The following is a 13,127-nucleotide window of genomic DNA, read 5'->3' on the forward strand; positions in this document are numbered from 1 at the left end:
GCGATGGCTAGCGAACGCAGTGACAACGAAACGCGCAACCCTGACATTCACGGTACGGTCGGTCCATCGCCTTCTCCGGCGGACTCAGCATCTCGAGATACCAGCGAAGGCCCCCGCTTTCGGATCATCCGCCCGCATGACGAGGGCGGCCTGGGCAAGGTCTCGGTAGCGCTCGACACCGAGTTGGATCGCGAAGTCGCGCTCAAGGAGATCAAGCCGCAGTTTGCCGATGACGAATCAAGCCGTTCGCGTTTCTTGCTCGAAGCGGAAATTACCGGCGGGTTAGAGCACCCTGGCATCGTGCCGATCTACGGCTTGGGCGCTTCAGCCGACGGACGCCCTTACTACGCGATGCGGTTCATCCGTGGCAACAACCTGGCCACGGCCATTCGAGCGTACCATGAGGAAGGCGAGACCGAGAGTGGCCCGGATAAAGTGGTGCAACTGCGCCGACTGCTGGGCCGGTTCCTCGATGTGTGCAACGCGGTCTACTACGCACACCAACGGGGCGTGTTGCATCGCGACTTGAAGCCGGGCAACGTCATGCTTGGCGAGTACGGCGAAACACTCGTTGTTGATTGGGGATTGGCGAAGCCAATCGGTGCACCCGAGGAGTCAGTCGTTGAAGCAAACGAAAACACTATCCAATCCCCGCTGGTACCGCGCTCGGGTAGCGTGGTCGATGCAACGCAGCTCGGCTCGGCGATTGGTTCGCCCCACTACATGAGCCCCGAACAGGCTCGCGGCGAACACGACCAACTGGGCCCGGCAGCCGATGTTTATAGCTTAGGTGCCACGCTTTACACGCTGCTCACTAATCGCAGACCGATTCACGGCGATACGATCGAGACAGTCCTTGAGAAAGTTCAATTGGGCCCCACGAAAACGGCTCGGCAAGAAAACTCGCAAGTCGATGCTGCATTGAGTGCCATCTGCGCTCGCGCCATGGCCCAAGAGCCCACAGATCGTTACGCCACGGTGCGAGCGCTGGCCGAAGATGTCGAACGCTACTTGGCTGACGAACCGGTCCGGGCCTTCCCCGAACCGCTTGCCCGACGCACCCGGCGCTGGCTGCGCAAACATCCACGGCTGGTCGGCTCTGCTGCGGCTACGCTCATTGCGGGCATTGTGAGTGCGGGCACGATTGCGGGGGTGGTGAGTTCCAGCAATCAGAAGCTGGGGGAGAAGAATGTTGAGCTGGCCGATGCAAATTCCCAGTTGGGAGTTGCGAAGGAGGAAGCCGAAACGGCGCGAGATGAGGCGATCGCTGCACGCGATGAGGCGGAAGTCAAACGCCGAGAAGCTGTGATGCAAAAGCAACGTGCTACGGCGGCAACAGACTTTTTGGTTCAAGCCTTCGATGCCGCAGATCCTGCCAACTTGGGCCCACAAACTCCTGTACAAGATATTCTCGAGCATGCCGCTACTAAAGCAGCTGACGGCATTACAGACCCAGAGCTCAAGGCCACCATTCTATGGGCAGTTGGTGATGCGCTCTTTAGTGCAGGCAATTACCCCTTAGCAATTTCGACCCTAGAGCAGGCAGTATCATTGCGAGATTCGCTTGGGTTGGGAGAACCGCGTGAGGTTATTCGAGTGAAAGACAGTCTTGCGGAAGCACTACGATTTGAAGGCGATACAGAACGGTCATTGGAGCTTCACAAGGAGAATCTACGTTATGCTGAAGATCACCTTGGCGAGTCTGACACACTAACCGACACGGTGCGTAGCCACTTAGCAATTACGCATCTTTACTTAGGCGATTATGAGAGAACTAAGGAGTTGGTCGAAGTGGTTGTCATGCGTGCTCGGGCGAACCCCCCGGAGGACCTGAACAAGTTTGTTTACCCGCTGCTGAATCTCGGAGCTGCTTATTTGAATCAGGGAGACATTCGTCAAGCGAAAACACTGACTGAAGAGGCACTCGATGCGATTCACAATGCGAATTCCACGGACATTATCTTGTTGTCTGACTCGATGGGGCTATTGGCATTAGCGGAGGAAGCACAAGGAAATACGGAAAAAGGGTTTGAGATTCGCAAGAATGCTTACCAACTGACTAGCGAGAAGCTCTCACCTAATCACCCTAAGACCCTCGGTCAAATCAATCTACTTTCCATCAGCTATGGCAATGCTGGCAACACACAACGTGCAATGACCTTGCTCGAAGGAGGCCTAAAGTCCGCCAAGTCCCGCTTAGGAAGTAGTCATCCGCTAACGCTCGAATTGCAATCACATCTCGCGATTGTCTACGGACACGCAAATCGCAAACAAGATGCCCTGGACCTTATTGATTCCGCCCTGGAAACTATCGAACAACGCTATGAACCTGATGACCGCACAAAGCTTGAGGCTATATCTTACCTATCACGGGCGCTGGCTAGCATTGGAGACCACCAGCGGGCACTAGAATTACGCCTCCACTTACTTCAGATGATTCGCGAGACACGAGGCCCAACAGATTACCGCACCCTCGCAGTAACTCGTGATGTTGCCGAACTGCATGAAGAGCTTGGGCAGCGAAAAGAAGCTCACCGTTTATTCAAGATTGTCTACGACACCACTCGCAAAACTAAGGGAGAGTTGCATTTAGAAACGATTCGTGCGGCACGTGACTTCGGTCTTAGTCACAGAGCCCTTGGCAATCTAGACGAAGCACTGTCATTGTTCGAAGAACAATACAAGAGTAGCCAAACTGCCCTAGGTCCCGATCACCCCATCACCGTGGAAGCGCGACGCAGTCTGGCGAATGGATATCTCGCCGACAAGCAATTCCAGGAAGCGAGCGTCCTCTTCGGAGATCTCACGAACCGATCCGAAGCGGGCAAAGTCTCGGAAATACAAATCATTGATCAGAGTCTGGAGGCAATTTGTCAACTGTATCTTGGCAATGGCTCCAAGGCTCAAGACTTACTAAGTGAGAGTTACCGAGAGGCCGCCACTCAGTTTGGAATACTCGAAGACCGTACGACCATGGTTTGGGTTCTCTATCGGAGCGTGTTACTTCTAAGTGGTGAACATGAATCACTGATTGAACTTTGCCAGCAGCGAATTTCAGATGAGGAGGCCCATGGAAGCTTTCTAGCTTTTGATCACGCAGCGATGGGCGAAGCCTACTTGGCTCTCGGTAAATATCAGGAAGCGGATGATTCTGGCGATATTGCTTTCGAAACCTTAATGAAGGCGAGTGAGTCTCTCGAACAGGGTGCCAAAGGAATGGAATTTGAAAGTAAACTTGACACAAATTCATTCTGGTGGATTTCTAGTATTCGAGGTTCCTACTACGCAAACTCGGGCGCATTGGAAATTGCTGCTGAGAACCTACAGCGAAGCTTTGATGACATGCCCAAAGATCGAGAGAAGCTTTCGCCGCTTGCCTGGCAGTTAGGGCGTCGTATCCTTGGTGACCTGTCGGAAGTCCATGATCGCTGGGAAGATTCCACGGAAAAAGAAAAGTGGCAAGACGAACTCGAAAAGTTCGAAGCCCAGCGAGAAGAGTTTGACCCTCTAGCACCTGACCAGAAAAGCCCAAGTGAGAAACAGCAATAGCCCAACAACTAGGTGCTTAGCCACGCGCGAGGCGTAGCTCGCGGGCTAGTTGCGCGTTAAATTAAGTTCATATCTACGTGTATTAAATCAACACTGCCGACCGCCCACCGCCAACTCCCTCCCCTCAATGCGTAACATCCGCGATACCCAGCTCCTGTTCGATCTCTCCAAGCCTGGCAGCCGTGGTGCGCGGCTGCCTGCTAGCGATGTGGGCGAGCAACCCATTGAGGACTTGCTCCCCGCGTCGGCGCTTGCTGCGACACTGCCCGAGTTGCCTGAGGTTTCCGAGCCACAAGTCGTTCGGCATTTTACTAATCTCTCCACGCAGAACATGTCGGTCGACACGCACTTCTACCCGCTGGGTAGTTGCACCATGAAGTACAACCCGAAGCGCAACGAACGGGCAGCCGCCATGCCGGCTTTCGCAGCGTTGCATCCGTATCAGCCAGAGGAAACGCTGCAAGGCATGTTGCATGTGCTGCATGAAATGCAGGAGTACCTGCAAGAAATCTCAGGTTTGCCAGCTTGTTCCTTGCAACCGGCCGCAGGTGCGCATGGGGAGTACGCTGCATTGCTGGTCGCCGCTGCGTACTTTAAAGACCTTGGTGAGATTGAGCAGCGGAGGAAAGTCCTCGTGCCCGATAACGCACACGGCACGAATCCGGCGAGCGCGGTGATGGCTGGGTTTGAGGTCGTGACCGTGAAGACGCTCACCAACGGTAGCGTTGACATGGTGGACTTCCACGCAAAGCTCGATGACCACATTGCTGTGCTGATGATCACCAATCCGAACACCGTGGGCATTTTCGAGCCGGCCATGGCAGAGATTGCTGATGCCATTCACAAGCGCGGCGGGCTGGTCTATCTCGATGGAGCGAACATGAATGCCATCTTGGGCGTCACTCGCCCGGGAGACTTCGGCGCCGATATGCAACACTACAATCCGCACAAGACCTTCAGTGGTCCGCACGGTGGCGGCGGACCTGGTGCGGGGCCCATTTGTGTGACAGAGAAGCTCGCTCCGTATCTGCCGGCACCGGTGGTGAAGAAAGTGGACAATCCCTCTGCGGACACCGACAAGACTGCCGACTGCCCACTGCCGACTGCCCACTACACGCTCGATTTCGATCGCCCTAAGTCGGTCGGTCGCGTCCGCGGCTTCTTCGGCAACGTGGGCGTGCTGCTGCGGGCCTACTGCTACATTCGCACCCATGGACCTGAAGGACTCCGCGCGGTGTCTGAGAATGCCGTGCTCAATGCAAATTACTTGCTTAGCATCGTGAAGAATCTTCTCCCGATACCGCAAGGCGATCGCTGCATGCATGAGTTCGTGGCAAGTGCTTCACCGCTCAAGAAAGAAAATGGCGTCACGGCGATGGACCTCGCGAAGCGGCTACTGGACTTTGGGTTCCATGCACCCACGGTGTACTTCCCAATGACCGTAGCGGAGTCGATCATGGTCGAGCCCACGGAATCGGAAAGCAAAGAAACGCTCGATGCATTCGCGGAAGTGCTATCGCAAATCATTGCGGAGGATGCTGACCTTCTACACGAAGCGCCACACACGACTGCCATTAGTCGCCCGAACGAAGTCCAAGCCGCGCGGCAGCCGGTTTTGAATTGCCCCTGTGGTTGAACCCGCGTTCGCGTGGTATCGGCAACTTGTTGCCCTTTGAACCTTTTTCTACTTGCCTCGAACTAGAGGAAGGGTGCCATCTCGTCACCTTTCTCTATCGCCTATCAAGGGTAGCAAGCTACCCATGCCACCCATTACACCGACCATGCCCCTGTTATTCCCTTGTCGACTGATTATCGACCCGCCACGGACGGGCGTATGGAATATGGCGGTCGACGAGTGCCTCCTCGAAGAGGCAGCTGACGAAGGCATCGCCACGCTCAGGTTTTACCAGTGGAGCGAGCCTACTCTTTCGCTGGGGTACTTCCAGCGCTACGCCGACCGAGCGACGCATTTGGCCAGCAATGACTTGCCAGTCGTGCGCCGACTCTCCGGCGGGGGCACCCTGTTGCACGATCGTGAACTCACCTACTCGCTCTGCTTGCCACCCGATCATCCGCTGGCGAAACGTCACCAACAGCTCTATCGCCTAGTCCATCAAAGTGCAATTGAAGCACTAGGCGAACAAGAAGTTGAACTGCTCTTTTGGGATGAGTTTGCAAAACAACAATCGGTAGCGAGCCACTCCGAGGACGCCTTCCTATGCTTCCAACGGCGAACCGATGATGACCTTGTCTTCGTTCACCAAGGCCAAGCGACAACACGAAGCCAAACAACGAAGGTAGTCGGCAGTGCCCAACGCCGTCGTCGCGGGGCCGTGTTGCAACATGGGGCGTTGCTGCTCGGAAAATCTGCATTTGCGCAGGAATTGTCCGGCCTGATCGAACTGACGGGCAAAAGCATCGATCTCGATCGGTTTCGAACCTCCTGGTCGGAACGAATTGCTACGAAAGTCGATCTCGAATTGCGGACCTCCGAAATGTCTCGTGCAATCCAGGAAAAGTCACAAGCTCTTGCTAATGAACGACTTAAGAGCACCAATTGGCTGCGCAGGAAATAGCCCGATTAAGAGTCAGTAAGCCACCTGTCGATAGAATCCAATAGGCTGGAAGCAATGGGACTCAGGCATAGACACTACGGCTACCCGCCAAAGTCCACTAGCGAGGAGGGATTTTGTCTCGTCAAAAAAAATTTTTCACGCGTTAGATAGGGTCGCCGTGAGTACTGCACCAAGAGTATGATAGAAGCAGTGGCTCAGGTCACTTAAGCTTGTGTCCCCTCAGGACATGCCAATCCTGTTGTCGTGCCCGTGGGGGGTCTGACACAAGTAGCAGAGAAAATACCTCGATAGAGTTAGCCCCATTTGCAGTGCCTTGTGCGTGTTGCTGCATAAGGCCAATAGGCACGGCAGGGCGGCTCGGTTCCGGTCTTAGAGGCCCGGAATACTCGGAGGGGAGACCACTTTCAAATGATTGGAATAGGGCAATGGAAGTCACTCTGAAAGTTTTAGCGGGTGCAAAGAAAGGCGCAAAGGTTGTCGTTAAAAAGAGCGAGTTCACGATTGGTCGCAGCGAAGAGTGTCACCTAAGCGTCGGTAGCACCTCGATTAGTCGTCGCCACTGCACGATCTCACGCGGAGAAAATAAGGTCTCTGTGAAAGATCTTGGCAGTCGCAACGGTACGCTCGTCAATGGCAAGAAAATTGATGGCGAAGTGGAATTGGTGGCCGGCGATGAACTGGTCGTCGGGCCGCTGAAATTCCAAGTACGCATCAGCACAGGCCTCAAGAACGACAAGAAACCAAAAGTGAAGTCGGTCGCAGAAGCGGTCGAGCGGACGGCTGATTCCGGCTCGGGCGAATTTGATGTGGACGACATCTCCAGTTGGCTACTTGGTCCTGAGAAACCAGCCGCATCGACGCACGAAACCGTTCAGATGCAAATGGACGAGACGAGCTCGATGCCGATTACCAGCGGACCCAAGCCCGCAGAGGCGAAGCCACCCGAGGAAGCACAGGCGCCCGAGGGTTCGTCCGTTATCGATGAAGAACCCGCCAAGCCAGAGAGCGGCTCTGGCTCCGGTAAGAAAAAAGCCCCTGGCAAGCTGCCGCCAGTGCCGAAAAAGGATAACACGAAGGATAGCCGCGAAGCTGCCGAGAACGCTCTGCGGGCGTGGAGTCGGCGGCGGTAAGATGATCGCTCCCATATCAGCGGCAAGCGAGCAATGAATTTCTATATTGTCATTTCGACCGTGCGACAGCGTTTGAGACATCCCGTTCTGAGCTCTCGATTAATCTTGTTCCTTCCTCGCGTTGGGATTCGACTCCTCTCGGAATGGCATGATCGGTGCTTTGTCATTCCCCTGGATCTTCGGAAGGCCTGACTCTAGAGCAACTTGCCTTCGTGCATGTGTAAGATACGATGTAGGCAATCACCACTATCACAAGCCGACCACGGAGAAGAGACCCGAGATGAGTTCACGCCTTCCAAAGCCGAAAGAACAACCCAAAGCGGCCCTGCTGGGGCTCGCCTTTGATGCGGAAGATGGCCACAAGCGTTTAACCCGCGGCAAGAACTTCCTCTTGGCGGGTGGCTCCGAAGAAACGCACGGCGTCATGCAAGAAACGGCCATTAAGGTCAACGAACAGCTTGACGCTCGCGGCAAGAAGCTGGAAGAAGTCTCCTCCCAGGAACTGCGCGACATCGTTGAAGACTCACTACCGTAAGTGACTTTAACGCAGAGAAAAGAAGAACGCCGCGGATTGCTCCACGGCGTTCTTGTTGAGCCTAAATTTGTTTGCCCCCTCAGCCAACTAGCTCGGCTTCTTCAACGGAAGATTCGTCGCCGTCGCTGTCGAAACCTTCGACAACCGATTCCGCAGCAATCGGTGCCCGGCCGAGTTGGGCCAACTCAGCAGCGGAAACCTTCTCGTAACCGAGTTCGAAAATCACTTCGAGCACTTCGCTACAAGTCGGGAACATGCGACCGCTGGTACGCTTGTATTCGTCCATGGCGTTCATGAACTCGACTTCTTTCTCTGAGTAATCACGCTCGCAGGTGGTAGGATCAATCTGGCGGCGACGCTGCACTTTCTCACGACGCTCGCTCTTGGCAACAGGTGCCTTGTTCTCTGCAGCAACCTCCGCGTCACGACGCTCGTTGCGGCGACGATCGATAGTAACTTCCTCGTCGCCCACTTTCTTGGCAGTCTTGCCCTTGGCGACGGATGTCTTCGTAGTGGGCTTCGTGGTGGCCTTCTTGGCGGTACGCTTTTTTGCTGAAGCTGATTTTGTCTTGCTAGAGGCTGCAGATTTCTTGGTGGTCTTCTTTTGGGTAGGTGTTTTGGTCTTGGCCACAGTTAAATCTCCTAGGCGGGACGTTAGGAAGGGTAGCCAGCGGGGAGCTTAGCTTACAAGTGACTTGGAGGGTCACACAAACATTCCCGACTCCGGAGGAAATGCAAATCACAAGGAGATTTCAACTCGGGTATTCTGCGAAAACCTGCCTATCTCGGTAGCCCATGCCGCTTGCTCTGATTGTGCGGGCAGGATTCTCGACACACGAGTCGTAAGCACCGAGCCCCGTCTCACCCTCTGTCCCTGCCCCCCAAGAGAATTCGAGTGCTCGCGCATCACGGCTCAAGGATACGGCGCTCAAGAATCCCACACCGGCTTGGCTCTGCTCCGACTCTTGCACGGTGTTACTTATTGCACGGCGATACTTTTGCACGGAAGGCGTGTTTCTAGGTGCAAAAGTCGGCTCGCTCTAGGCGCTGGTTACCGTGTTAACCCTTGCCGTGGCAAGACTTACGCAACGCAAGCAAGGCTCTCCCTGGCGACTTTTGCTTTGCGATAGTCTGGCGCGTGCAAAACTCTCCGACGCCACTCCATCGGCACGCTTCAGCGTACGGGTACCCGTGGAAAGCGATTCGCAGTCGATCGCGTCGTACCGACCATTGTACGAAACGCTCTAGCCAGCTTCAGCCACAATTTTTGGCCGGCGTTGCGTTGAGTAGAGAAACGCGCCGATTCCATTCAGCCAGAGCATCACTGCGTGGCTAGCCTACGGAAGCGTTTCGCGGAATCTGCCCACGAGACGCGTTTCCGTGCCTTGCTTTGCTTTTGAGAGACCCTACCCCGCCCTAGAACGACGGAGAGAAGTGATGGGGAAATCAGCCAAGCCCCACAGGCAATTTGGTTCCTGACACCTTTTTACTTTCGATATTCCAGGAGGCAACTGCGTCAAAAAAGTCAACGGCAAAATCAACGACCACTGTGGCTAGAACTCGTCGCTCCTCCAGTCGCTCGATGCGCAGATGTCGATTGTGAACGTTATATCGCGAGATATAGTGCTTGTTTAACATTGCCGTTTCTCCATGAATAAAGCACACGGACCAAGTAACGCGTGAAATTATTGAAAGCTGGCCATTAGATTTTTGGCGAGATCGAAGCTTGATTACATTGCCGACTTCTAGCAACTACCGTCGAACAAAGTGAGGCGAGAAGAAGTAGTAATGAAGATGGTTCTGGTATGGTTTGATCGTTGAGTTCGAACCACATCCCACCGGTCTCAAAAGTGTTCCAAGGACCGGAGGCGACACTGCCTGATGTTGCAGCGGTCAGTTGATCTAATTCGCTATCTGCCCGCGCCCAGACCCAACCCAGATTGGGTTGCGGAGTATTGGTAATAGATAGCCAGTAAATCGTGCCAGGGCTTAAAACGAGTCCGCCAGGCACGTTGACTATATATTCGTGCGGAGTTGTAACCCCATTGAGCAATGGCCCACCCGTCGGCTCACGACTATACGGCGAGCCGATATCAAAATCGCCCCCTACAAGAGGTGCACCAGGTAACCCACCTGCGTCTTCCAGGAACACAACTCGGAAGACATCAGGTGTCGGTGTCACTACGCCGGTACTGCCGATAAAACGTAAGGAGCGGACTGTCACCGGTTCCGCTGCATCGATCAGAAAATTGTCTGCTGATTTTTGAGAGATCGGGAAGTCAGCGGACGAAAATGCTGCAAACGGCTCCGAGGGCGTGGTTTGGCTGTAGATCGTCGCGGCTGATGCATTGAACGCTGAACTGAGCCCAATTGCTAAACAAATACTGAAAATACTCTTCATTGGTCTGCCACTCTCTCTCGCGGTTAACCCCACTGATGCTTAGTGTAGCGGGGCATGACCGGTTCAGCAGATAATTCTCTTATTACAGAGGAATCTCTGAGTCATTACCCAAAAGTTCGAAGGATAATACCAGCTGGGGTACACCCAAAATGAGCCCCTCGGCAACCGCATCAAAAGCCTAGTTTTGAGCTGTCCACAATCCCGATTTCCAGGGGGACCCTATTTGAGCCCTTTTCAGGTCGCGAGCAAAAGAAAAGCCGCCCGTTGCCAGGCGGGCCATAAAAAGGTGTCAGGAACCTTTTTTCTTGACTCTCCAGCGTTTCCTGACTAATCTGGCCTCATGGGAAGATCACACCGAGCCGCCCGCGGGGGCCTCGTTTATCACGTCCTGAACCGCGCTAACGCGCGTATGACCATTTTCGAGAAGGACGAGGACTACGCGGCTTTTGAGCAAGTGCTCGAAGAGGCCGTCGAGCGCACCGGCATGCGACTGCTGGCTTACTGCCTGATGCCCAATCATTGGCATCTGGTAGTCTGGCCGGAGCAGGACGACGATTTGTCGCGTTTCACGGGGTGGCTGACGCTCACCCACACCCAACGCTGGCACGCTCATCGGCACTCTACCGGTAGCGGCCACGTCTATCAGGGGCGATTCAAGTCGTTCCCGCTGGAGGATGATGAGCATTATTTGACGGTCTGTCGTTATGTTGAGCGGAATGCATTGCGAGCGAACCTGGTTGCCCACGCAGAGGCGTGGCGGTGGAGTAGTCTTTGGCGATGGAGTCAGGGAGACGCCTCGCAGAAGCAACTTCTGGCCAAGTGGCCCGTGCGTCGTAGTCCCAACTGGGTGGAGCACGTCAACCAGTGCCTTAGCGAAGCTGAGCTTAAAGCCATTCGCCGGAGCGTCGAACGGGGCCGTCCCTACGGTTCTGCCAAGTGGAGCGATCGCACGGTGAAGCAACTGGGCCTGGAAAGCACACTTCGCCCACGAGGCAGACCGAGAAACAAGCAAAAAGGTTCCTGACACCTTTTTCGAGGCCCAGGATTGGTCCTCCCCTCTTTGTTTTTCCCCTTCGCTTCTCCGCAAAAGTCTCGCGGGACGACTGCCAATCGTCGCAATCCGCTCTACAATGTTGGCTGCTTCCTACCAACCAAGAAAAGTTAGCAAAGCGAGTTCTCCCATGCCTTTTCGATTTTCCATCGCCGTTGCCTTTTTGCTCGCTTGCTCCCTCTTCCCAACTGCGTTGGCTGCTGAAAACACCGATCAACCTATCAGCGCCGACTTCGTACTCCAGGATGGCACGATCGTGGATGGCACCGGCGGGGAGCCCTACCAAGGCAGTGTCGCAGTGCGCGATGACAAGATCATCGCGGTCGGGAAGTTTACTCCCGGAGAGGTCAAGCGGACCATCGATTGTCGCGGGCTCGTGATCTGCCCGGGGTTCATCGACCTGCACAACCACAGCGACAGCACGATCCTCACTCCCGAGACAAGAGATTCGCGTTGTTATTTAACGCAGGGCTGCACCACACTGGTGACCGGCAATTGCGGTGGCGGCCCGATCGAAGTGGGCAAGTATTACGATGAGCTTGCCGCGCAAGGTATCGGCGTCAACGTCGCGCACCTGCTGCCGCAGGGGAGCCTGCGGGGCGAAGTGATCGGACAAACTCGCCGTGCACCAAACGACACCGAACTGCAAAAAATGCAGTCGCTCGCCGACACCGCCATGCAGGAAGGCGCGTGGGGCATGTCGACCGGGTTGCAGTACGTGCCCGGTTCGTATGCCGACACTGCCGAACTCGTGGCGATCGCCAGTCGGATCGCCAAGCAGGGGGGTTTTTACGCTAGTCACATGCGCGACGAAAGCGATGAATTGCTGGAAGCCGTCGAGGAAACGATCGAGATCGGCAGGCAGGCAAATCTGCCAGTGCATGTCTCGCATTTCAAATCGAGCAAGCGTCGCAACTGGGGCAAGGTCCGCGCGGCAGCCCATGTCATTGAAGAGGCCCGCAAGAATGGCGTGCGTGTGACGGCCGACCAGTATCCGTACACCGCGTCATCCACCTCGATCATGGCGATGCTGCTCTCAGACAAAGAACGCGAAGGGGGTAACCAAGCCACCGCCGAGCGGCTCAAGAACCCGACGGAAGCGGCACGGCTCCGCCCGTACGTCGCCGAAGCGCTGGCCGCCCGCGATCGGGTGATGATCGCTTCCTCGAAACAGCAGCCTGACTGGGTTGGCATGCTGATCCGCGAGGTCGCCGCGGCAGAGAAGCGCGAACCGATCGACATCGCGATGGAAATCCTGCTCGACGCGAGTGCCCAAGGGGTCAACTTCAGCATGGACGAAGGGGACGTACGATACGTGATGATGCTCCCCTGGGTCGCCACCGCATCGGACGGCAGCGTGAAAATCGACGACGGCTCCCGGCCCCACCCGCGCAGTTTTGGCACCTTCCCTCGCAAGATCGGCCGCTACGCCATCCAGGATAAGGTGCTGCCACTGGCCGCCGCCATCCGCAGCGCCAGTGGCCTCCCTGCCGACATCCTCGGCATGACCGATCGCGGCTACGTGCGCACCGACCAAGTCGCCGACTTAGTGGTTTTTGACCCAGTGGAGTTGCAGGACAATGCCACGTATCAAGAACCGTTCCAACCCTCGCAAGGCGTCCGCTGGGTGCTAGTCAACGGCAAGCTGGCCATCGACAACGGCGAGTTGCTGGAGACCTTAGCAGGCAAACCGTTGCGGCGCGACTCCGGTGGCGAGTGACCGAGCGGGAACTACCCTAATGCACACACCTTATGGGCTTAGAACTTTTCCCAAAACTGCCTGCCATCACCAGCTGCGAAAACCCTCCCCGGCCCCGAGAGGCCGACCCTCCCAAGGGGAGGGTGTTTTTCAGAGGCAGGTTAGGATTGAGTGCCACCCTCCCTC

At 55.6% G+C, this 13,127-nt stretch carries 11 protein-coding genes; 8 read left to right on the forward strand and 3 right to left on the reverse strand.

The window, feature by feature from the left end:
* Positions 1 to 3 precede the first annotated feature (3 nt).
* The 5 genes from HG15A2_RS21675 to HG15A2_RS21695 all read left to right on the forward strand — a co-directional run bounded on the left by HG15A2_RS21675 (position 4) and on the right by HG15A2_RS21695 (position 7,790).
* Positions 4 to 3,549, forward strand: a complete 3,546-nt coding sequence (locus tag HG15A2_RS21675; protein WP_145063253.1) for a serine/threonine-protein kinase — start codon at positions 4 to 6, stop codon at positions 3,547 to 3,549.
* 127 nt (positions 3,550 to 3,676) lie between these two features.
* Positions 3,677 to 5,185 carry an aminomethyl-transferring glycine dehydrogenase subunit GcvPB gene (gene gcvPB / locus HG15A2_RS21680; protein ID WP_145063255.1) on the forward strand — a complete coding sequence of 503 codons (1,509 nt, stop codon included), beginning with the start codon at positions 3,677 to 3,679 and terminating at the stop codon, positions 5,183 to 5,185.
* A 124-nt stretch (positions 5,186 to 5,309) separates the two neighbouring features.
* Complete coding sequence (locus tag HG15A2_RS21685) at positions 5,310 to 6,125, forward strand: lipoate--protein ligase family protein (protein WP_145063256.1); 816 nt, start codon at positions 5,310 to 5,312, stop codon at positions 6,123 to 6,125.
* A 425-nt stretch (positions 6,126 to 6,550) separates the two neighbouring features.
* Positions 6,551 to 7,255: an FHA domain-containing protein gene (locus HG15A2_RS21690; RefSeq protein WP_145063258.1), complete on the forward strand. Its 705-nt coding sequence runs from the start codon at positions 6,551 to 6,553 to the stop codon at positions 7,253 to 7,255.
* Positions 7,256 to 7,535: 280 nt separating this feature from the next.
* On the forward strand, positions 7,536 to 7,790 hold the full coding sequence (locus tag HG15A2_RS21695; protein WP_145063260.1) for a hypothetical protein: 255 nt from the start codon (positions 7,536 to 7,538) through the stop codon (positions 7,788 to 7,790).
* 79 nt (positions 7,791 to 7,869) lie between these two features.
* On the opposite strand, the gene HG15A2_RS21700 is transcribed toward HG15A2_RS21695, so the two are convergent.
* Complete coding sequence (locus tag HG15A2_RS21700) at positions 7,870 to 8,421, reverse strand: hypothetical protein (RefSeq protein WP_315851208.1); 552 nt, start codon at positions 8,419 to 8,421, stop codon at positions 7,870 to 7,872.
* Between the two features lie 425 nt (positions 8,422 to 8,846).
* On the opposite strand from HG15A2_RS21700, the gene HG15A2_RS21705 reads away from it, so the two are divergent.
* Complete coding sequence (locus tag HG15A2_RS21705; RefSeq protein ID WP_145063262.1) at positions 8,847 to 9,038, forward strand: hypothetical protein; 192 nt, start codon at positions 8,847 to 8,849, stop codon at positions 9,036 to 9,038.
* A 198-nt stretch (positions 9,039 to 9,236) separates the two neighbouring features.
* Here HG15A2_RS21705 and HG15A2_RS21710 read toward each other — a convergent pair whose 3' ends face one another.
* Positions 9,237 to 9,428: a hypothetical protein gene (locus HG15A2_RS21710; RefSeq protein WP_145063264.1), complete on the reverse strand. Its 192-nt coding sequence runs from the start codon at positions 9,426 to 9,428 to the stop codon at positions 9,237 to 9,239.
* A gap of 64 nt (positions 9,429 to 9,492) precedes the next feature.
* Positions 9,493 to 10,191, reverse strand: a complete 699-nt coding sequence (locus HG15A2_RS21715) for a PEP-CTERM sorting domain-containing protein (RefSeq protein WP_145063266.1) — start codon at positions 10,189 to 10,191, stop codon at positions 9,493 to 9,495.
* A gap of 340 nt (positions 10,192 to 10,531) precedes the next feature.
* Between HG15A2_RS21715 and HG15A2_RS21720 the strand changes: the two genes are divergently transcribed.
* Positions 10,532 to 11,215 carry a transposase gene (locus HG15A2_RS21720; RefSeq protein WP_145063268.1) on the forward strand — a complete coding sequence of 228 codons (684 nt, stop codon included), beginning with the start codon at positions 10,532 to 10,534 and terminating at the stop codon, positions 11,213 to 11,215.
* 106 nt (positions 11,216 to 11,321) lie between these two features.
* Positions 11,322 to 12,962: an N-acyl-D-amino-acid deacylase family protein gene (locus HG15A2_RS21725; RefSeq protein ID WP_218932165.1), complete on the forward strand. Its 1,641-nt coding sequence runs from the start codon at positions 11,322 to 11,324 to the stop codon at positions 12,960 to 12,962.
* Positions 12,963 to 13,127: the final 165 nt, after the last annotated feature.

The organism is Adhaeretor mobilis (assembly GCF_007741515.1).
Classification (GTDB): domain Bacteria; phylum Planctomycetota; class Planctomycetia; order Pirellulales; family Lacipirellulaceae; genus Adhaeretor; species Adhaeretor mobilis.